Annotated in this window: 19 protein-coding genes; 10 read left to right on the top strand and 9 right to left on the bottom strand. The window is 43.8% G+C overall.

The window, feature by feature from the left end:
* Positions 1-1,294: 1,294 nt before the first annotated feature.
* The 6 genes from HUX64_RS08860 to HUX64_RS08835 all read left to right on the top strand — a co-directional run bounded on the left by HUX64_RS08860 (position 1,295) and on the right by HUX64_RS08835 (position 5,592).
* Positions 1,295-1,513 (top strand): glycosyltransferase, encoded by a 219-nt coding sequence (locus HUX64_RS08860; protein ID WP_174625872.1) that lies wholly within the window; start codon positions 1,295-1,297, stop codon positions 1,511-1,513.
* Between the two features lie 90 nt (positions 1,514-1,603).
* Positions 1,604-2,152, top strand: a complete 549-nt coding sequence (locus HUX64_RS08855; protein ID WP_174625871.1) for a hypothetical protein — start codon at positions 1,604-1,606, stop codon at positions 2,150-2,152.
* A gap of 17 nt (positions 2,153-2,169) precedes the next feature.
* Positions 2,170-3,648, top strand: coding sequence for a lipopolysaccharide biosynthesis protein (locus tag HUX64_RS08850; RefSeq protein ID WP_281355264.1), 1,479 nt, complete (start codon positions 2,170-2,172; stop codon positions 3,646-3,648).
* A gap of 31 nt (positions 3,649-3,679) precedes the next feature.
* Positions 3,680-4,222 carry a hypothetical protein gene (locus HUX64_RS08845; protein WP_174625869.1) on the top strand — a complete coding sequence of 181 codons (543 nt, stop codon included), beginning with the start codon at positions 3,680-3,682 and terminating at the stop codon, positions 4,220-4,222.
* Positions 4,223-4,229: 7 nt separating this feature from the next.
* The gene (locus HUX64_RS08840; RefSeq protein WP_174625868.1) at positions 4,230-4,658 is read left to right on the top strand and encodes a hypothetical protein; all 429 of its coding nucleotides are present in this window, start codon (positions 4,230-4,232) and stop codon (positions 4,656-4,658) included.
* Position 4,659: 1 nt separating this feature from the next.
* Entirely contained in the window at positions 4,660-5,592 is a 933-nt protein-coding gene (locus HUX64_RS08835; protein ID WP_174625867.1) for a glycosyltransferase, read from the top strand.
* 165 nt (positions 5,593-5,757) lie between these two features.
* Here HUX64_RS08835 and HUX64_RS08830 read toward each other — a convergent pair whose 3' ends face one another.
* From HUX64_RS08830 to HUX64_RS08810, 5 genes are all read right to left on the bottom strand, one after another.
* Positions 5,758-7,047 (bottom strand): putative O-glycosylation ligase, exosortase A system-associated, encoded by a 1,290-nt coding sequence (locus tag HUX64_RS08830; RefSeq protein ID WP_174625866.1) that lies wholly within the window; start codon positions 7,045-7,047, stop codon positions 5,758-5,760.
* Positions 7,047-7,862 carry a class I SAM-dependent methyltransferase gene (locus HUX64_RS08825; RefSeq protein ID WP_174625865.1) on the bottom strand — a complete coding sequence of 272 codons (816 nt, stop codon included), beginning with the start codon at positions 7,860-7,862 and terminating at the stop codon, positions 7,047-7,049. Before HUX64_RS08825 ends, HUX64_RS08830 begins: the two co-directional genes overlap by 1 nt.
* Positions 7,863-8,511: 649 nt before the next feature.
* A complete protein-coding gene (locus HUX64_RS08820) occupies positions 8,512-8,988 on the bottom strand; it encodes a CinA family protein (protein WP_174625864.1) in 477 nt (158 codons plus the stop codon).
* A gap of 137 nt (positions 8,989-9,125) precedes the next feature.
* Positions 9,126-11,168, bottom strand: a complete 2,043-nt coding sequence (locus HUX64_RS08815; protein WP_174625863.1) for a TonB-dependent receptor — start codon at positions 11,166-11,168, stop codon at positions 9,126-9,128.
* Positions 11,169-11,420: 252 nt separating this feature from the next.
* Complete coding sequence (locus HUX64_RS08810) at positions 11,421-11,921, bottom strand: transcriptional repressor (RefSeq protein ID WP_174625862.1); 501 nt, start codon at positions 11,919-11,921, stop codon at positions 11,421-11,423.
* A 237-nt stretch (positions 11,922-12,158) separates the two neighbouring features.
* On the opposite strand from HUX64_RS08810, the gene HUX64_RS08805 reads away from it, so the two are divergent.
* Entirely contained in the window at positions 12,159-12,464 is a 306-nt protein-coding gene (locus HUX64_RS08805; RefSeq protein ID WP_281355263.1) for a protealysin propeptide domain-containing protein, read from the top strand.
* A gap of 134 nt (positions 12,465-12,598) precedes the next feature.
* Positions 12,599-12,850, top strand: a complete 252-nt coding sequence (locus tag HUX64_RS08800) for a protealysin inhibitor emfourin (protein WP_174625860.1) — start codon at positions 12,599-12,601, stop codon at positions 12,848-12,850.
* 96 nt (positions 12,851-12,946) lie between these two features.
* On the opposite strand, the gene rimO is transcribed toward HUX64_RS08800, so the two are convergent.
* The 4 genes from rimO to HUX64_RS08780 form a co-directional block, all read right to left on the bottom strand.
* Positions 12,947-14,257: a 30S ribosomal protein S12 methylthiotransferase RimO gene (rimO, locus tag HUX64_RS08795; RefSeq protein WP_174625859.1), complete on the bottom strand. Its 1,311-nt coding sequence runs from the start codon at positions 14,255-14,257 to the stop codon at positions 12,947-12,949.
* A gap of 216 nt (positions 14,258-14,473) precedes the next feature.
* The gene (gene ilvC, locus HUX64_RS08790; protein WP_174625858.1) at positions 14,474-15,490 is read right to left on the bottom strand and encodes a ketol-acid reductoisomerase; all 1,017 of its coding nucleotides are present in this window, start codon (positions 15,488-15,490) and stop codon (positions 14,474-14,476) included.
* Between the two features lie 56 nt (positions 15,491-15,546).
* Entirely contained in the window at positions 15,547-16,038 is a 492-nt protein-coding gene (gene ilvN / locus HUX64_RS08785; protein WP_174625857.1) for an acetolactate synthase small subunit, read from the bottom strand.
* The gene (locus HUX64_RS08780) at positions 16,038-17,774 is read right to left on the bottom strand and encodes an acetolactate synthase 3 large subunit (protein ID WP_174625856.1); all 1,737 of its coding nucleotides are present in this window, start codon (positions 17,772-17,774) and stop codon (positions 16,038-16,040) included. The genes ilvN and HUX64_RS08780 overlap by 1 nt, the downstream gene beginning before the upstream one ends.
* Before the next feature lie 415 nt (positions 17,775-18,189).
* Between HUX64_RS08780 and HUX64_RS08775 the strand changes: the two genes are divergently transcribed.
* Positions 18,190-19,461: a hypothetical protein gene (locus HUX64_RS08775; protein WP_174625855.1), complete on the top strand. Its 1,272-nt coding sequence runs from the start codon at positions 18,190-18,192 to the stop codon at positions 19,459-19,461.
* On the top strand, positions 19,448-20,785 hold the full coding sequence (locus HUX64_RS08770; RefSeq protein WP_174625854.1) for a coiled-coil domain-containing protein: 1,338 nt from the start codon (positions 19,448-19,450) through the stop codon (positions 20,783-20,785). The genes HUX64_RS08775 and HUX64_RS08770 overlap by 14 nt, the downstream gene beginning before the upstream one ends.
* Positions 20,786-20,866: the final 81 nt, after the last annotated feature.

The following is a 20,866-nucleotide window of genomic DNA, read 5'->3' as shown; positions in this document are numbered from 1 at the left end:
ACCATATGATTGCCAAAGGCTATGGCGAATCGCAGCCAATAGCCGATAACAGCACCGAAGCAGGCCGCGCCCAAAACCGCCGGGTGGTCCTGGTCTGGCTGGATTAACTGGCAGGGCTTGACCTGCAAGCTACCATAAAATAATAAAAAACCCGCCGTTAAAGCGGGTTTTTTATGGACAGAGAGTCTATTTTTACTCAGCGTCTCAATCTATACCTCAAAAGCATCAAAACCCTGTTCATTTTAATATCCCAGGTTAATGAGTTTAAAGAGGAACCGGGATTATGAGTCAAAAACACAGGCTAATTAATGCCAGCCTTAAGTTAGCGGTTATCCAACTGATCAGGAATCAAGGCCTGAGTATCAGCAGGTTTGCCAGGATAGCCATACAAGCGCAATCGGTATTGAAGTCGTATAATAAGTCGGCGTCATTATTTGCCATATTATCAAAAACTCCCAGTCCCATCATACTTACACTCCGGTAAAAATATCCTTACCAGTGTTTAAATAATAATCGATTAATAGGAAAAAGCACCCTCCCGGTAGCTAATCGTTATGAAATAATTTTTTATCTTAATAATATTTCATCGAATTTCTTTATATTGAAAAGAAGGACTTGATAGCCTGGAGGTAAAGGATTTTTATGATAGGGCTGGCTTGTATTATTATAAAGTACAAGGGCGTCAAGAAAGTGGCTGACCTGCTTTTTTAAGCAGTAAAGTCTTTAGGATTTTCAGGCTGCTTTAATGTTTTAAAAAGAATCTGACGTTTTTTACTTAAGAAAAAGTTCTCGATAGGAGACTTAAATGGCTCTTTATTTGAAATTTTAATTAATCCAGTTCTATTATTTACCTAGTAAGAAAATATAAGAAAATCAATGTATAACTTTTGTTATTAAACCCCTGATGTCGACTAGTAAAGCAATAATGGCTTAAAGCCCAAAAGTCTCTCAAGCAACGATATATGTACAACTTTATTCTGGTCAGAAAAGAGCATGACAGGCTAATATTTTATCGTATGGCTTTTTTCAGGCTATCGTTAAAGTCATACTATGTGAATGGTCCTGACGACGACTACTAAAAAAATAATCGATAAACAGTTTTACTTTTTAACTGTTCTATGACGCTGCCTCTCATAAGCAGAGGCACTACGCCAAAGGTATAAAAATCAGTAAATAACTCCAAAATGGATTATAGTTGACTCAATTTTCGCTAAAATAGCCTGAGACTTGATTACCACAAAAATAAATGGAAAACTCCTTAAAAGTCTGATTGAGCTTAATTTTTAATTTCACAATGAAAATCATCGTCATTCTTGCTGCCTATAACGAACAAAGATTCATTCGTGCTTGCCTGGACCATTATCTCAACCAGGGTGTAGAAGTATATTTAATTGATAACGAATCGACGGATGCTACCGTCGAAATCGCTCGGGAGTATCTCAACAAAAACCTTCTTGGCATTGAAACTATTTCTCGTAACAGAATGTTTGAGTTAAGCAAGCAATTGAGATGAAAAGAAAAGTTAGCTGATGAGCTTGAAGCTGACTGGTTTATGCATGCAGACCTAGATGAAATTCGCCTGCCTCCTTCATCAAACCAAACCTTGGCCGAAGCCATCGCTCAGGTAGACAACGAAGGCTACAACGCCATCAATTTTATGGAATACACTTTTTTACCGGTGCGCGAATCGCCTAACCACGAGCACCCAGATTTTCAAAAAACCATGCACTGGTACTATCCTTTTGGCCCACGCCATCCGCACCGGCTCAATGCTTGGAAAAAACAGCCGCGCAGATGGATGGGAATGAAAGCTTTTGCCCGAGAACTTATAAAAAATCACCGCTTTGGTCCTCCTTCAATCAATCTTCATGCCAGCGGTGGACATCTAGTCGATTTTCCAGGCATTCGTCCCTATCCTATCGATTTCAAGCTTAAACATTACATCGTTTTGAGTTTGGATCACGCTATTCAGAAATACGTTAAAAAAAGTTTCGATCCCAAAGAAATTTCTGGCATGCATGGCTGGCGCGCTACAGCCACGGAATATGATTTTCTTTTGCCGTCACAATCCCAGATGCAGTTATTTACATCCGACGACGAACTTGACGCTAACAATCCTTTTTCTGAACACCTGATTGTTCAACAATCCTAAACACTCTACGCTATTTTGTGAGTATCAACCCATTGCTTACCCAAACCCAATCGATAGGCTCCAAAGTCATCCGCGGAACATTCTGGACCGTTGGCATGCGCTGGTTATCCCGGTTTATGGGGCTTGCCTCAATGGTAGTTATTGCCCGTCTGTTAACACCGGAAGATTTTGGTATTATGGCCGTAGCAACCGCGCTTGTCGGGCTATTGGATGCGTTTACCGACCTGGGAGTCGATAATGCATTAATACGCCACCCCGATCCTCAGCGTAAGCATTACGATACAGCCTGGACATTCTCAATACTCATTCATATTTTCATTGCAGCGTTGATTGCTGTAGCAGGTTTTTTCTCAGCAAAATTTTATAATGATCCTCGCTTTGAACCGGTATTGTACGCCATGAGCATAAGCATGCTTATTGATGGCTTCACTAATATCGGATTCACCCAATTTCGGCGCAATCTCGCCTTTCACAAAGACTTTCAGATTAACGTGTCCATCCAGCTAATAGGAGTTATTGCGACGATGGGCTTCGGGTTGTGGCTGCACTCTTACTGGGCTCTTGTTTTAGGAGGGGTAGCGCGCTCGGTCACCAGATTGATGTTGACTTATTTAATGCATCCCTACCGCCCCCGTCTGTCATTATCTGCCAGACGAGAAATGTTCGGATTTTCGTTTTGGATGATGGTGCGCTCAATTGCTATATTTCTTACCAATAAAGCCGACCGTTTAGTATTGGCTGCCTATTTTAGTCCCACAATAGTGGGGTTATATGCCATAGCCGGGGAACTGGCTGAGATGGCGGTATTTGAGATATTGTACCCATTGGGACGAGTTTTATTACCTGCTCTGGCGACTAAACAACACGATCAGGCATGGCTTGAAGAAAGTATAAAAAAAATATTCAACATAACTGCCACCATAGCCATGGCGGCGGGAATGGGTCTGGCTTCAATTGCAGAACCGGTATTACACCTCATTTATGGCGCGCAATACATCCAAGCCGCCTCTATGTTGAAGTTATTGGCTGTCATAAGCCTTATTGGCGGATTTAACCAACCTATCGGGGAAATTCTGTTGTTAATGAATAAAACCCGGGATTTTGCTCTCATTTTCATTGTGGAGGGTATTATTACATTGCTCGTGGTTTATACGCTTTCTGTAAATAATTTCGATTTTCAAACCATTTTATATGGCCGACTCAGTGTCACGTCTTTGACAATCTTCAGGCTTTTTTATCTTTTAAGAACATTGAAATCAATAACTCTTTTAGCGATTTTATCTGCTTGGATACGTCCTGTCATTGCTGGCATGGTTATGTACTTTGTTTTACATGCGAGCCAGCAAATGTTCCCTGGGCTTGCACCGGAATTCACGATACTTTTATCATTGCTTGTAGGAGCGTTAACGTATAGCGTTGCACTTTTAAGTCTATGGTATCTGATGAGAAAACCAATGGGCTTTGAATACGAACTTATCTCGCGTATAAAAAAATAAAAACACTTTTGCAAACTATTCAAAGGCATTTATGAATAATCAGGCAATCATTATTTTAGGCATACACCGTAGCGGTACTTCCGCTACAACTGGAATGCTTCATTGTTTAGGCGTGACGCTAGGTAAAAAACTTTATGCCGGACATGCCAATATTAATGCTAAAGGTTATTTTGAACACAGCGACCTTGCCGATACCAATGAAGAGGCTTTATTGGCCTTATATTCGGCATGGGATGATATTCTACCCAAACATACTGATTGGTGGAAATGTAAAGAACTGGACCATTACGCCCAAAAAATCAAAGGTTATTTACGAAAAGACTTTTCTCAGGCAGCTGTTTGGGCTGTTAAAGATCCGCGAGTTTGCCGTTTATTACCCTGGTGGATAAATATTATGGACGCTGAAGGCATTGAGGCTAAATATCTAATAGTTATTCGTCCCCCAAGAAGTCTATCTGTCCTTAAAAAAACGCGATGGTTTTTCCCTGGAAAAATCATATTTATTATGGGTTTTGCATTACCTCGATGCCGAATACTGGACTCGCAGCTTGATGCGTACATTCATCACATTTGATAATCTGGTGAATAATCCTGTTGAGGCATTTATGAATATTGAGAAAACCCTCGATTTACGTTTTCCTGTACCGTTAAATCAAGCCTCAGACGGTTTGTCTCAGTTCATTTCTAAAGATTTGATTCATCATCACCAACCCTTATCAGATGGGTGTGAACAGTCTGAGTTCATTGAACTAGGCATGACTCTGCATAGCCAATTAATTGCAGCGGCGAATAGCGAACTTCAAGTCAATTTTGAAAGACTCGATAACATCCGATTACAAATTAACAATATTCAGCATTCTTTTTCCTCTTTACTGGTTAATCAATTGATGGATACTTATAAAATACGCGGAGATCTGCAATTGACCATGAATAAAATTTTTCGCTCCTGGTCATGGGCGCTGGGCAAGCCAATGCGTTTTTTAGAACGTGGGTTAGGCAAGGACGTTTAGCATGCATCCTTTGGTCTCTATCATTATTCCATCCTATAACTGTGAAGCCTATATTGCTGAAACAATTGATAGTGTTTTAGCCCAAGATTATTCCTGTATTGAACTGCTAATTATTGATGATGGCTCCACTGATAAAACCCAAGAAATTATTCAGACATATGACCATCCAGTCAGATTAATTAGTCAACGGAACGCCGGTGTATGCGCGGCACGCAATAAGGGTATACAAGAAGCTAAAGGCCAATATATCTGTTTAATGGATCACGACGATTATTGGTACCCTAATAAAATTTCCAGGCAAATAAAGGCCTTTGCAGAATGTCCTGAAACAGGCGTTGTTTATAGCACTTTTACTTTGTGGCATCCTGATTCTTCAGGCATTTTTCCTAGACCTGATAGCTTTGGCAAAATAGCCGATGATGACGATATTGACCAAGAATTTTCTGGCTGGATATATCATCTTTTACTCTTGGATTGTTGGGTATTAACCAGTACCGCAATGTTTCGATCGGAGGTTTTCCAAACCTGCGGGGTTTTCGATGAAACTTTGCCATACAGCGAAGATTGGGAATTATGGTTACGTATATCCAGGCAATACCCCTTTCTAAAAATTCGACAAACTACTACTCTCTATCGCCAACATATGCACCAAGGCAATAGAAAAGTACGTCCCATAGATTACAGAACAGTTTTGTTATTAAATTCAGTAAAAAGGTGGGGCTTGTGCAGTCCGGACGGGCGATGTCTATCCAAACTGCAATTTTATCGGCAAATGGCAGAATATCATGCCTCCTTCGGATTACTTCATTTGATAGCTGGAAATAAAAAAATCGCACTCATATCCTTATTTAAAGCGTGGACTAATTTTCCTCTTAAATTAAAGTATACTGCTTATCTTCTCGCCGGCTTATTAGGATGGAAACCGGCCTGGTAACTGTCCAGCCTTTTAGCTCCGTCTTTGCTATCTTATCAGCTAATCAAGATTAGATTTTAAAGCCGAATTAACTAAAATGATTTTGGATGATTTTTAGCGAATACTTTCGTGAAGCGGAATATTAATTCTGAGGTGTTTTCTAGTGAGGTGAATGCTCTAGCAGTGTCATGGCGTATCCCAGCGCTTGAGGTTCACTCTTTCTACGATGCGCTCAGTTGTTAATGACCGGTTAGCCACCGCCAGCGGGGAGATAATAATCACTATACTAATTAAATGCCAAGGAAGATCAAAATACGATAAACTTAAAAATATCCCTCCGGTAAAATAAGCGATAAATGCGACTTGTAACATTTTTGCCAAATTATGAATTTGCTTTAACTCCTCATTTTTTGAGGTTTTTTTAATGATGTTCGTTAACTTACGCCAAGTCATAAAGTAAATTAGCAAATACAGAAATAAACCAATCCATCCATGATCACCTAGAACAGAAAAGTAAATACTATGCGCAGCATGCACATTCTTCGGGTTTGGTGCATACAGCGCAAATGTTTCTTTGGACCACGATTCAAATCCCATGCCTAACAAATTATCATTGGCTGCATTATAGGCATATATCCATGCGTTAATGCGCCCCATCGCCGAGCTATCTTGTTCATAATTATTAATAGTATCCATTCTTTGATACCAGGAGTCAGGCATAAAAGCCAACAGACTCATGGCCAATATCGCCATAACAATACCGGAGACCATTTTGCTCTGGCTTTTAATCCAATAAAAAGCGCCTACCGCAATAATTGCTATTAATGCACCTCTCGATTGACTTCCCAGTACATTAAATAAACTAAAAATAATCGCAGCTAATAAACCCCGTTTTATCCACTTCTTATCATTAATTTGATAAAGATAAATCATGAGGGGTATGACCATTAAGACAGCAACTGCCAGACTATTATTCTCTTCTATATAACTACCTGCTGGACCCCAGACACGAAATGCCCCGCCTGATAACAAGGTGAACAATCCTCCTTTCACACTGTAGTAACCTATCGATAAAACAATAATCCAGATTAATTTGTTCAGTTTATCTATATCGTTTATCAACATGAGGGTTAAAAAGACAACCAATTGAATTTTAATGACTCGATTGTAGTGTAAGGCCGCTATATCTGGAAAATAAGCGAAAAACGTCGTAATTCCCATAAAAAGAACAAATATAATCCAGAAAAAAGTAATTGGGTTAAAGGGAAATTTTTTTGGTTCACCGGATAATAACATTGAACCCAGTAACACAATGGCAGTAATCTGGGCGAAAGGCGCATTATAGGCAAAGCCGAAGCATAGGCGGTGCGGATTCATGTAGCTCAGCCACGACCAAAGCAAAATGCCGATATAAGGTCTTTTAAGAGTATAAATACAACCTACTAGAACAATAAGGGTAACCAAAATATCGCGCATTATGATTTCTTTATCGCTAACATGGATAGTCCGGGACTCGCTACATGTCCGAGCCACCGTAAAACCTGATTATTTCTTATAAACTTTATTATAATTTTTTGATAAGAAGGCTTGTTATTATAGTCGATGATATCGAAGCGATCGAAAGAGGCCATTCCCATGTCTAAAAATTCTTTTCGAAGTTGATAATAACTAAACCAATTAACAGCAGGGTATTTAGCATACCCTGCAATATCCGGACGTGTTGTCCTGGCAAGATTTTCGCAATAACGCTTCACTACTGCGGGGTACCAGCTATAAAAAGGCAAATTGAATTCCTGCTGTTTAGGGCATAATTTGTTAGATGTGCTAATAAAAAGTACGCCATTCGGTTTCAAGATTCTTGCAAACTCTGTAAGACAATTTTTCCATTCATCCACATGCTCTAAAAGTTCGGGCGCAATGCAGACATCCATAGTTTCGTTTGCCCAAGGTAATTTCGTCGCCGACCCCAGGCAGAATTCTATATCAAAACCGGCTTCATGTGCTCGCTGCCCTGCTATCGCTAACAGCGCTTCATTTACATCTAATCCGTGGACGTCATGGCCTTGTTTAGCCCACATCATGCTCATTACTCCGGCACCGCAGCCGATATCTGCAATGCTCAGTTTTTGATTAATTCTGCGCTTTTCAAGATTTCTATTGATACAATTAAAAATTCCTTGCATCCGGTTGATAGTTGAATCGCTTAAGCTTTCTTTGGCGTAATACTCTACAAATTGTTTGTGAGTACTATGATCAAAGGTATTTTGTTGATTATTGCTATTACTCTTCATAGTCAAACCTGATCGTGTTTTTGATGGAATGGTAGCGCTAAATTAAACGCAACTTAGCGTTGTTATATCTACCCTATGTGTGGTGTAGCATGTTTTACAGTATTTTAGTTATAGGTAATCTTTAAAACCATGATAATACTAACACCCTGACTCCTGAGTCACCCTCCAGCCTTTGAAATAATAGCTAAATAAATGCCGGAACTGTTGTCAGTTCGATTATGGCTATGCGGAGAAATCCGAGGTGCAATTTTTGGCTCAGTTTTAAATCATACCAATCCGGGAGGCAAGAGTCATAAAATTATTTATAAAAATCCTGACAGTATTCCTTCAGCCACCAATGTCACACTGACTTTAAGAAAGCACAATTCCCGCTTTTGCCGGGTTGAAACGATTTTAAACCTGCTGAACTGCTTCATAACTGAATAATTCAACATAGCCCAGTCGACCGTTTTGCCCATCACCCGCCGCAATACAGGCCTCTTGCCTTCTGTTGCCGGGGATGACCCATTTTCCCCAGACGATAAAAACCCATGCTTTACCTTAAAGCCTCATGCTTTACCTTAAAGCAAAGCTGTATCTATCTTGTTTTATATTGGTTGACCACGACAATTGTTAGAGAGAATACTCAAAAGCAGCAAAATGATTTCCATCATATAGTTATCCGTTCAATAGCTGTTTTAACGGTTTGCTCTCTTATTTGATGGCGATTTCCGGAAAATTTCATTTTTTCTACTTTATAATTTCCGTTTTCCCATGCCCAAGCCATGAATACTGTTCCGACCGGTTTCTCCGGGGTTCCACCTTCAGGACCCGCTATCCCTGTCACGGCAATTGCTATATCTGCTTCGCTATGAGCTAATGCTCCCGCTGCCATCTCAGCGGCAGTCTCTGCGCTAACTGCACCGTATTTTTCCAGCGTCTCCTGACTGACACCCAGCATCTGCACTTTTGCCGAATTACTGTAAGTGACAAATCCCCGGTCAAACCAGGCGGAACTGCCCGGAACTTCGGTAATAATTTGAGCGATTCCTCCGCCCGTACAGGATTCGGCCGCGGCTATTTTTTCCCCCCTTGCTTTTAATATTCGACCCAGTTTTTTGGCAAGCTCCAGTAATTCATTATCCATAAATCAGCCTCATGCGGGTTGACATTAAAAGTAGGATGAATTACAGCAAATCCGATTTTATATCACAAGTGTATATTTCCATTTATACAAATATATAAAAACGCTCCAGCTTTTTTGAAGAGTTTTCTTATGAGACTTTAGTAACTGATTCGAATACCTATTTCTGCCCCGCGCCCTGGTTCGGGAGCAAAATTGCGTAAATAAGAGGTCGAGTTGCGGATGTTTTGGTCAAGCAGATTGCTGCCTTTGGCAAACAGCATCAGCCTGGATTTCTGATAGGCCTTGAGCTGGTATTGGACACCGGCATTCAGTAGAAAGTAGCCTGCAGTCGAGGTTTCAAAGTCGCCGGCATGCGCTTGTGCGTCGGCGCGGGTAAAACGCAGATAACTGGAGAAATCATCCCTGGCATAATCCAGTTGCAGGCCGTAACGCAGCGGCGGCATCCGCGGCACATCTCTGCCGTCTTTAAATTCGCCCCGGGTATAGTCGCTGAACAGGGTTAAATCCAGCAATCCGTAATGGTTTTCCATCACCGGGAAAGTCAGTTTGGCTTCGAAGCCTTTGAATATCGCATTGCGTTGATTGCTGATCAATACCGGCACGCAGTCGGCTATGCATGGGTTGCCGTCTTCGTCGACAAATTCACCGCTGCGCTGCTGGGAAATATAATCGCTAGCCCAGTTGTGGAACAAATCAAACTCGGCGCGCAGCCAGTCGGATTTGAAACGATAGCCCAGATCCAGGTTATAGGCCGTTTCTTCTTTCAAATCTATACTGCCGCGCTCAAAGCTGCGGGTGGCGTCATGGAAACCGTTGACCAGCAGTTCCTGTACCTGCGGGGCTCGCGAAGAGCGGGTAACTGCCAGATTCAGGCTGTTGCGGTTGTCGAGTTTCCACAGTGCCGAAGCCGAGGCGCTAACCGGCGTGTAGCTGAGGTTGTTCATGCCTTCCGGTTTGATATCGGAATGCTCTACCCGTATCCCGAATTGGTAGGTCACCACGCCGAGTTCGAATGATTCCACCGCAAACACGCCGTAGCTGTTGATTTGTGAATGGGGCACAATGGCGTCGCGAGTCAGTTTCTCGATGGCGTTAAAGTCGCTGGCAATCGCCTGAAAGCCGACCATGCCGCGTAGCGGTCCGATATCCTGATGAGTCAGTTCAAGACGGCCTTCATAGGACCGATTGGTAAAAAAGGCGCCGGGTTCGCCGTTGGCGATTTCAGTGTGCTGGTAATCGGTGTAGCCGAGGCGGGTGCGCAGGCTTTTGGTAAAGCGAAACGGCTTGTTTAACTCGCTTTTAAAATCGTATTTATCCTGCCTAAGGGCGATGCGCACCCTTTCCTCGCCGGTGCCGTCGGGAGCGATACCGTAATTGTTTTCCAGGTGGTTAATAGAAGCGCCGGCGAAACCGCGCTGGCCGATCCAGGAAGCGCCGGCCGAGCCGTTGATTGCCTCGGCGCCGGTGTTGTTCAGAAAGCCGCTGGGATTGTCGACGATGTCCAGCGTCGGATCGGTGATTGAGACAGCGGCTGTATCGATGCCGCTGCCGCCGATGTCGAGATTGTTACGGTGCCGGTAGAAGCCGTCCAGGTGATAAGCAATATTACCCTGGCCGCCTTCCAGTTTCATTGTCGTGCTGGTTTCGTCGGAGGTGGAATCGAAGCGTTGTTCCAGAGCGCCGCCGAGCAGTTTGTCGGGCACTGTGCCAAGAATGCGATTGTCGATGATATTGACCACGCCGCCCATCGCGCCGCTGGCGTAGAGCAAGGTTGCAGGGCCGTGCAGCACTTCAATGCGTTCTGCCAGCAGCGGTTCGATACTGGTAGCGTGATCCGGGCTGATTGTCGAAGCGTCATTGCTGCCTATGCCGTTATTCAGCACCCGCACCCTTGGACCAGCTTGTCCGCGGATTACCGGAGTTCCGACGCCGGGGCCGAATGACTGGCTGGTGATGCCCAGTTCGTTTTTCAAGGTTTCGCCGATGCTGTGGCCGGTTTTCATCTGCAACTCATCCCCAGTCAATACAGTCATCGGATGAGCTGACTCTGACTTGGATTGATTAAGCTCAGTACTGGTGACAACGACTTCCTCCAACTCCGGAACTTTATTGTCTGCTGCATAGGCCACAGAGCTGATCGTGCGGATTAGTAGAAGAATAAAGACAAGCCTTTTATTCATAATGTACTTAACTTATTGATTAGAGAGGTAAGCATTAACAGTTCAATTTGTAAAAGGGGGCAGCTTTACCACTATGTCTTTAAGGTCGCCAGGCATGAAGTTGAATTCAATAATATTTTAGCTTTAAGATATGTTATAACATAACATATAACAACAATTTTTTCCTTCCGGACTAATCTTGATTTCATTTTATAATTAAAAAATTACAAGTATTTGAATATCATGGGCATGGGCCCATTGATTATCGATATATTAGTTTGGATTACCGGCTTGGGCCTCGCATTTTGCGCAAATACCATGGATCTCGATGGCTTTACGATGGACGATGAAGCCTGCCTGTTCGATTTCCTGCGCCAGAGCCCTCATGACTTTAGTTGCAGGCCTTTCTTCAACGTCATGGCAGCGATTACAAATCAGCAATAACTGTTCATGCTGATGAGCCGAACACCTGCAGCCGACAAAGGCATTAAGACTTTCCACCCGATGAATCAGGCCCTGTTCAATCAAAAAATCCAGGGCTCGGTAAATAGTCGCCGGTTTCGCAGCATCCATAAGGGGTTTTATGCGATCCAGCAGATCATAGGCTTTAATAGCTTTGTGACTTTCCCAGATTAACTCCAATACTTTATGACGAATTGGCGTCAATTGCACTCCACGAATTACACAGATGTGTTCGGCCGTATCAAGCGCCTCCCTGACACATTTTTTATGGTCGTGCTCTGAAAATGGGGAAGGGGTGAGGGAGGAAGTCATGGTGAATATAAGGGTCTGAAGAGAATGTTATAATATTACATATGATTGAGCTGCGCAATTTATGCAATTTCACAGGCCATGAAAAATGCCCAAGCTTTACGGCAAGTGGCACACCAGTTGGATCCCCATCTATATGGTTAAGTAGAGAATTACGGATTGACAATATCCTTGTTCAGGATCAATAAAGTTTTAATTGAGCCACAGGATACCCGGCATTTCCAATAAATTGTTAAGGAGTTGCATGAAAACACCACAAAAAAATCAATAAGAGCGAAAAATCAGCTTGAGGGTAACTCTGAGGTTTGCTCGATTTGTTGTATTATTCCGCCTTATATGATGAATCATATTATTATGCATGGGGACGACAAGATGCGCACTTATGTCTTGCAAACCTTAAGATCGTCCACGCAATTCCGCGGCGAGGGGGAAGTTATGGGAAATGTCTCGTTTGCCGTTTCTTCGGGTCAGAAAAGCCGCACAGTTTATGATGCAGCTCAAGGAGAAATCTTCCCGGTACTCTGGTGCAGTCAGAAGACGGCTTAGCCGTGAGCATTACCAGTACGCATAATATATGGGGGAAACGGATTTTCTTCTATGTTTTCGGAGCCTGCCTGGTATGCTCAGGCGCTAGCGCTTGTGCATCACAATCGGGAGTTGCAAAAACGGAGGAAAAATCAATGTACATTACCCTACCACGAAGCGGCGGCTTTAACGCTACCCCCATGATCAAAACGGTGGATGTCTCAGCCATGCTTCCCAATGAAGCAATCCAGCTTCGACGAATCATGGAAGGGGCGGACTTTTTCAATTTGCCCTCCCCGATAACCTCTCCTCCCCAGCCGGACCGCTTTACCTATCAAATCTCTGTTGAGCAAGACGGTAAACGGCATAGCGTCACAGTCGGAGAAACGGCTATGCCCCCGGTATAAAGCTTTTAGTGGACTTTTTAATGAAATCTGCAAACCAGGCTGAGCGCCTCAAGTTATGAGCAAACTTGAACAGAAACAGCATTTACCTCTTAGGAGTTAAATCAAGTGTCCCCACAAATCATATTCATCTGCTTCTTCAAGCTCGACATCAACGAATTGGCCGACTTTCAGATGTATCGCGCCATCAATAAACACTTGTCCATCGATTTCCGGCGCATCGGCTTTACTTCTTGCCACAGCCCCTTCTTCCACAACTTCATCGATCAGCACTGTTTCAATGCGTCCCACCCGGTTTTGTAAACGCTCCGCGCTGATTTCAGCCTGATGCGACATAAAACGAGCCAGACGCTCCTGTTTGATTTCTTCAGGTACCCCATCCGGTAAATCATTGGCAACCGCGCCTTTTACCGGCGAATAAGCAAAACAGCCGACCCTGTCCAGCTGCGCTGCGCTCATAAATTGCAGTAATTCTTCAAATTCCTGCTCGGTTTCTCCGGGAAAGCCGACAATAAACGTACTGCGCAAAGTTATATCAGGACAGATCGCGCGCCATGCCTTTATGCGTTCCAGATTATTTTGACTGGCTGCGGGCCGTTTCATTAACTTAAGGATGCGGCTATTTGCATGCTGGAAGGGAATATCCAGATAAGGCAGAATTTTTCCTTCGGCCATTAATAGAATAACGTCATCCACATGCGGATAAGGATAGACGTAATGCATTCTTACCCAGATACCCAGATCACCCAGTGCCTCTGCTAAATCGTAAAAGCGAGTTTTAACGGAACGGCCTTGCCAATCCCGGCTTTGATACTTTAAATCCAGGCCATAGGCACTGGTATCCTGAGAAACTATTAACAGCTCCTTTACTCCGGCATTTGCCAGACGTTCAGCTTCCAGCATGACCTCATCAATCGGCCTGCTGACCAGGTCGCCCCGCATTGACGGAATAATACAGAACGTGCAGCGATGATTACAGCCTTCAGAAATCTTTAGATAGGCATAATGCCGGGGCGTCAGCTTTATTCCCTGCGGCGGCACCAGACTGGTGAAAGGATCATGCGGCGGCGGCAAATGTTCATGCACCGATGCCACAACTTCATCTAATGCATGCGCCCCCGTTACTTTTAATACCTGGGGATGGCGAGCGCGGATTTCATTTTCCCTGGCGCCTAAACAGCCGGTAACGATTACTTTGCCGTTTTGAGACAGCGCTTCGCCAATGCTGTCCAGCGATTCCTCAACTGCCGCATCAATAAATCCACAGGTATTAACCACTACCAGGTCCGCGTCCTGATAAGTAGGCGAAATGGTATAACCTTCGGAGCGAAGTTTGGTTAGAATCCGTTCGCTGTCAACCAGCGCTTTCGGGCAACCCAAACTTATAAAACCAATATGTCGAGCAGTCATTTGTTTCTCATGAACGATTAAACGGTGTCAGTTTGTAAAAGTGATGTATTAGGCTTTTTTATGCACTATCCATGCTTAATGGACAGAGTAAGTGGATTTGAATTCACTGCGGCATTTAAGGAATGGCTGGCCGCTTTTGGCTGAGACCGCTTTTACATCTCATAAGAAAAAAGCCCATCATGAGATGGGCTTTGCAAAGCCGCCGGAATAATAGAATTAATTTTTAGTTTGATCAACGATCTGATTCGCCTTGATCCAGGGCATCATGCTGCGCAGTTTTGCTCCGACTACTTCAATAGGATGCTCGGCGTTCAAACGGCGTTTGGCTGTCATTTCGGGATAGCCGGTCACGCCTTCCATGATGAATTGCTTGGCGTATTCGCCGCTTCTTATATTTTTCAATGCTTCACGCATTGCCCAGCGGCTTTCTTCATTGATGACTCTGGGTCCGGTGACATATTCGCCATACTCGGCATTGTTGGAAATGGAGTAGTTCATGTTGGCGATACCGCCCTCATACATTAAGTCAACAATCAGCTTTAACTCATGCAGACATTCAAAATAGGCCATTTCCGGCGCGTAACCGGCTTCAACCAGGGTTTCAAATCCGGCTTTTATCAATTCGACTGCACCGCCGCACAATACCGTTTGCTCCCCAAACAAGTCAGTCTCCGCTTCATCCCGGAAGGTGGTTTCAATAATGCCTGAGCGGCCGCCGCCGATGGCCGAGGCGTAAGACAGGCAAATGTCCTTGGCTCTGCCGGAAGAATCTTGGTGTATGGCGATTAAATCAGGCACGCCGCCGCCACGCACAAATTCTGAACGTACGGTATGGCCCGGCGCTTTAGGCGCAATCATGATGACGTCCAGATCCGCCCGAGGCACGACCTGATTGTAGAGGATGGAAAAGCCATGAGCGAATGCCAACGCAGCGCCCTGTTTAATATGAGGTAAAATTTCAGCTTTATAGAGAGCAGATTGAAACTCGTCAGGCGTCAGAATCATGACGATATCCGCGCCCGCTACTGCTTCAGGCACTTCTTTAACGGTTAAGCCGCAGGCCTGGGCCTTGGCAACCGAGGGAGAACCTGCGCGTAACCCTACCACAACATCAACACCGGAGTCTTTCAAGTTGTTAGCATGGGCATGACCTTGGGAACCGTAACCGATTATCGCTACTTTTTTAGCTTTGATGATGGAAAGGTCGGCGTCTTTGTCGTAATAAACTTGCATGAATTTTCCTGTTTTTCTGATTTTAAAATAAATGGACTAAGTGCGTGGGGCTGGGGTTATAAACGTAGCCCCTTTTCGCCCCTGGAAATGCCTGTCGGCCCCGAGCGCGCAACTTCAATGATAGTATCTGAATCAATAGCTGCAACAAAAGCATCCAGCTTTTCCGAAGGCCCGGTCATCTCGACAACATAAGAAGTCGGGGTCACATCAAGAATTCTGCCGCGGAAGATATTCGCCATGCTTCTGACTTCATGACGGGTATGTTCGGTGGTCTTGATTTTAATCATCATCAGTTCCCGCTCAATATGAGCGGAATCGGCCAAATCAATCAATTTAACCACATCAATCAATTTATTCAGCTGTTTGGTGATCTGCTCGATAATGTCTTCATTGCCCCGCGTGACCAATGTCATTCTCGATAAACTGGCATCTTCAGTAGGCGCTACGGTTAATGATTCAATATTATAGCCGCGCGCGGAAAACAGGCCTGCCACACGTGACAAGGCGCCGGATTCATTTTCCATCAAAATTGAAATGATATGTCTCATTAAGCCAGTTCCCTATCGGTCGATGTACCCAACGCGACTCTTAACTTCATATCGTGATGACCTTTACCAGCCTCAATCATCGGGTAGACGTTTTCAGTTCTGTCAGTAATGATATCCAGAAATACCGTGCGGTCTTTCAAGGCGAAAGCTTCTTCCAGCGCGGACCTGACTTCTTCGGGCTTATCAATGCGCATCCCGACATGACCATAAGCTTCTGCAAGCTTGACAAATTCCGGAAGAGTATCGAGGTAGGAATGCGAGTAGCGGCTTTCGTAGGAGAACTCCTGCCATTGCCTTACCATGCCCATGTAACGATTATTCAGGTTAATGATTTTTACTGGCGTTTTGTACTGCAGCGCAGTCGATAATTCCTGGATGCACATCTGGATGCTGGCTTCGCCGGTAACGCAGGCCACATCGGCATCGGGAAACGCTAACTTAACACCGATTGCAGCGGGCAGACCGAAGCCCATTGTGCCCAGGCCTCCGGAATTGATCCAGCGGCGAGGCTTATCAAAATGATAATATTGGGCTGCCCACATCTGATGCTGACCTACATCCGAAGTAACGTAAGCATCGCCTTTAGTAACTTCATACAGTTGCTCAATGACATATTGCGGCTTAATCAGGCGACTGCCACGGTCAAACTCCAGACATTTGACTGAGCGCCATTGCTCAATTTGATTCCACCAGGCTTCCAAGGCTTTTTTGTCGGGTTTCTTTTTACTGTCCTTAATTAACTCTAGCATCTGCTCCAGTACCGGCTTAACTTCACCCACAATAGGAATATCGACTTTAACGGTTTTGGAAATGGAGGCAGGATCCACGTCAATATGAATGACCGTGGCATAGGGACAAAATTGATCCAGCTTACCGGTTACCCGATCATCAAAGCGCGCCCCGATAGCAATGATGACATCGCTCTCATGCATTGCCATATTAGCCTCATAGGTACCGTGCATACCGAGCATGCCGATGAATTGCTTGTCAGTTGCCGGGTAAGCGCCCAGCCCCATCAGGGTATTGGTAATTGGATAACCCAATGTTTGAGTAAACTCAGTCAGTTCCTTACTGGCTTCCCCCAATACTACGCCGCCGCCGGAATAAATTATCGGCTTATGGGCAGTTAGTAATAGCTCTACCGCTTTTTTTATCTGGCCTTTGTGCCCGCTAATTGAGGGATTGTAAGAACGCATAACTACATTTTTAGGGTACTTATAAGGTACTTTTATTCTTGGATCCGTCATATCTTTGGGTACATCAACAACGACAGGTCCGGGACGGCCGGTTGTGGCTACATAAAAGGCTTTTTTTATGGTCTCGGCTAATTGGGTCACATCCTTGACCAGAAAGTTATGCTTAACGCAAGGACGGCTAATACCGATCATATCGACTTCCTGGAAGGCATCGCTGCCAATTACCGGAGACGGCACTTGGCCGGAAATTACCACCATGGGAATGGAATCCATATAAGCAGTGGCAATACCTGTTACGGCATTGGTAGCGCCGGGCCCGGAAGTAACCAGCACCACACCCGGCTTGCCGGTGGCGCGCGCATAACCATCAGCTGCATGAGTTGCGCCTTGTTCATGCCGAACCAGGATATGTTTGACATCGTCCTGTTGAAAAATAGCATCATATAAATGCAATACCGCCCCGCCAGGATAGCCAAAAATATATTCTACCCCCTCGTCCTTAAGACTTTGAACCACGATTTGTGCACCGCTTAGCTCCACGCTAATACCTCTAAACTTAAAATATGATTTCGATTTTCAAGCCGATTATATTCGTATTTGAAAAATCACTGCCAAAACAATTGGCTTTATGTTAAAAATAGCAACATCCTTGTTACTTAATTTTCTTTCCCATACAGTTAAATGACGTAATTCTACTAGATTTCTTAATAAAATTGTAATTATCCTCTTTTACCTCAAGTTCGTTCCAAATCAAAGGGCATTTCAACAACTAGTACTAATAAAAAGGATTAACAGTCAGCTTTAACCTCATGGACATTAAATAAATAACAGGCTATTTGCATTTTTATTTTTTATTACATAGACTTCATTTGGAAATCATTAACCCTTATTTGCATTAATTCTTCGCGGGTTTATCTGGAACGTTAATCGCTAAATAATAACAGCCAAAAAGGCGATGGAAACAAAAAGCGTTTTTCAAATCAATAAGGATGGACTTGGTAGTTTAATCAACAGAATCCAGACGCTGTTCGTCGGTATATTGAGAATATGGTCGATTCCGATTGTGTTAATGCTCAGTGTGACGGCAGGATTTACTACCTATTACGGCTTGTCGCATTTTATTATCCCATGGATCGCACTGGCTATCACGATTGCCGTTCAGTCGGTTATTGTGATCTGTTCTCTGGAAATTGCAGCCCTGCACTGGAGGGCTAACCGCTTACGCTATTTAAGCGTATTAGTATCTTTGGTAGTGGCTATCTCTGCATCAGTCACATTTTCATATTTCAGATTTTATGAAATTTCTCAAAGCGAAAATATTCATATTAGCCGATTAAATAAGGTTCGCCAGGAGGTGAATGATTACCTGACTGCAATTGTTTTCGCCCGGAGCGGTATTTTAAAGCAGCAAAACAGCGAATTGGAGAAAGCGACGGCGGAGGCTTCTCAAGCTTATTTCGGAACGCTTCCCCATGTGCCGGCAGCCTATAAAAATCTGGTAGGGGAAGGGCATTTCTGGAAGCATTATAACCAGCTCTATCAGACCAAAAAGGATAAGTTCGACCAGCTTGACCGGGGATTTCACTTGCTGGATGAAGATATACGAAAATTGCAAACCAGTCTGAATCATCTTGAAACAGATCTTAAAAATAATTATCCTTTAGTGGTAGCCGGATTGCAGGAGGTACAGCTCAGGTTCAATCAATTGGCGACCAGTGTCGGAAATACTATTCCCCAAGCGCCGGTGCTCATGACCTACGGCCAGTTTATCCAGGGCCTGACTCCCTCCTTTTCCATGTGGACAGGATTTTCTCCGTTTGCTTTCGCCTGCGCCGCATTGGTTGATTTTTTTACTGTTTTGCTTTCTTATCGTCTGGAATTTACAGCGCCTGGCCCCTTATCCGAGCATGAGCAGGAATTAGTCCTTGAATGTCTGCGGCAATTTTCGGAATTTAGAATTAATGAAAACGATGAACTGGAAATGGTGATTGAGAAATCCGAGATTGAACGTGCCAGGCGTTATTCCGACTGGTCTCGAATGTTCGCCGTCGGTTTTCTTTTGAGCCGCGGATTCCTGCGCAAAATCGATAAAAGATCAGTGGAGTTTGCTCCGAATCTATATCCCCTTATTGCAGATCGGATGGGAGCGAAGCTTAGAGCCATTAAAACACGATCCCAATCAGCTTCATCTTCTGAAAACAATCCACTGGCCCATGAGCAGCAGTGAATCGTCTCTGGATGCTTGGTTAGCGGACTTTAATTCTGACTTGACCGATTCCCGGCAAGCTGTTTGGGATCCGGGGTTTGACGGGGAAAGAAAAGTGGTCATTTCCAGCTTGGGCCCTTATCGCAGACTTTTCCTCCGCCCTGCAAAATTCATTCCGCGCTTTTTCCATAGCGTTTACTCATTACCCATAGAAGAATGGAACTTAAGCTTTAAAATTATGCTGTATGGCGGATTTTGTACCATGCGGGCCGAATTGAATATTCATTTTCAGGCGACTTTTAATTATGTCCAAAGAAACTGGGAGGAATTACCGGAAATTAATAGTCATATCAAATCAAATTATAACCGCTTGATAAAGAATATTGTTGATGCTGAACTGCACAATCTTAAAGATAGCGCCTGGCTTCAAACAGGACTCACGGATGTGGAGAGGGGAATTGAAACTATTATCAATGAAACGTTGATATTAAAGCATATCCAATGCCGGACTATCTGCTCATTGAATCCAGGTTTTGAAGAGCTTTCCGAAAATTCAAAACTTGACAGTCGATTCATTCGGGAATCAGTTTATCTCAACGTTTTACAAAAGAATTTTGATTTTCGTGAAAAACAGGCTCAGGAACTTTTCCGCCAGAAGGAAGAACTGGATTTGCAGCGTTTGAAAGATGTTAATCAGGAGAATGAAATACAGCAGCACAAACAAGCGCTGGCCGCTGAAAATACCAGGCGATTGCTGGAAGACCAGCAGCAACAGCTGATTGCACAATATGCTGTGGAAAAACGTTTATATGCGGAAAAAATCAAACATGAAAAACATTTAAAAGCCATAGAGCAGGACGCAGAAATTCAATTCAACAAGGATCAGCAGCCCAAACAACAGCAAATTGAACAGGATATGCACAACCGCAAGCTTGAGCATGAGGCAATTTTGAAAGAAAGGGATCTGAATGCAGAAATCCGCGCTTATGAAAACCAACAGCTTAAATGGCACGAGGCAAAAAAACAGGAACTACGGTTAAAACAACTTGAGCTTGAAGCTGAAATTAAAGAACGGGAAGCTTATCAACAAGATCATCAAAAGCTACTGGAAAAATTGGAAGCGGAAAAAATAAGACATCAAATGCGCTTGAAAGAAATGCAGCTGGAAGCAGAGCAGAAAGAACTGGAACTGCGTGCTGAAGCAACCAAAAATAAAGATGATTATTTGCGCCGCGAAATCGAATGGCTGGTACTGGATAAGCAGCGGGCCGAATTGGCGCGGGCTATCAGAGAGGCGAGCGGGGATATGGATAATCCGGAACGTTTACAAGATAAACCAAATTAATGAACGTTCTATGAGATTTCAAGCCGACATATAGTCAACATTTAAATATAACGCTGACCGCCTGTATCAGAAGAATAATAG

Source organism: Candidatus Methylobacter favarea (genome assembly GCF_902806695.1).
Classification (GTDB): Bacteria; Pseudomonadota; Gammaproteobacteria; order Methylococcales; family Methylomonadaceae; genus Methylobacter_B; species Methylobacter_B favarea.
This window is presented reverse-complemented; position numbering and strand designations above follow the sequence as displayed.

What these genes read in the sequence shown, in the direction of transcription:
- HUX64_RS08825 (WP_174625865.1), bottom strand. Translation starts at nt 7,862, where the DNA reads ATGAAGAGTAATAGCAATAATCAACAAAATACCTTTGATCATAGTACT.
- HUX64_RS08800 (WP_174625860.1), top strand. Translation starts at nt 12,599, where the DNA reads ATGTACATTACCCTACCACGAAGCGGCGGCTTTAACGCTACCCCCATG.
- HUX64_RS08830 (WP_174625866.1), bottom strand. Translation starts at nt 7,047, where the DNA reads ATGCGCGATATTTTGGTTACCCTTATTGTTCTAGTAGGTTGTATTTAT.
- HUX64_RS08835 (WP_174625867.1), top strand. Translation starts at nt 4,660, where the DNA reads ATGCATCCTTTGGTCTCTATCATTATTCCATCCTATAACTGTGAAGCC.
- HUX64_RS08845 (WP_174625869.1), top strand. Translation starts at nt 3,680, where the DNA reads ATGAATAATCAGGCAATCATTATTTTAGGCATACACCGTAGCGGTACT.
- ilvC (WP_174625858.1), bottom strand. Translation starts at nt 15,490, where the DNA reads ATGCAAGTTTATTACGACAAAGACGCCGACCTTTCCATCATCAAAGCT.
- rimO (WP_174625859.1), bottom strand. Translation starts at nt 14,257, where the DNA reads ATGACTGCTCGACATATTGGTTTTATAAGTTTGGGTTGCCCGAAAGCG.
- HUX64_RS08770 (WP_174625854.1), top strand. Translation starts at nt 19,448, where the DNA reads ATGAGCAGCAGTGAATCGTCTCTGGATGCTTGGTTAGCGGACTTTAAT.
- HUX64_RS08820 (WP_174625864.1), bottom strand. Translation starts at nt 8,988, where the DNA reads ATGGATAATGAATTACTGGAGCTTGCCAAAAAACTGGGTCGAATATTA.
- HUX64_RS08815 (WP_174625863.1), bottom strand. Translation starts at nt 11,168, where the DNA reads ATGAATAAAAGGCTTGTCTTTATTCTTCTACTAATCCGCACGATCAGC.
- HUX64_RS08810 (WP_174625862.1), bottom strand. Translation starts at nt 11,921, where the DNA reads ATGACTTCCTCCCTCACCCCTTCCCCATTTTCAGAGCACGACCATAAA.
- ilvN (WP_174625857.1), bottom strand. Translation starts at nt 16,038, where the DNA reads ATGAGACATATCATTTCAATTTTGATGGAAAATGAATCCGGCGCCTTG.
- HUX64_RS08860 (WP_174625872.1), top strand. Translation starts at nt 1,295, where the DNA reads ATGAAAATCATCGTCATTCTTGCTGCCTATAACGAACAAAGATTCATT.
- HUX64_RS08775 (WP_174625855.1), top strand. Translation starts at nt 18,190, where the DNA reads ATGGAAACAAAAAGCGTTTTTCAAATCAATAAGGATGGACTTGGTAGT.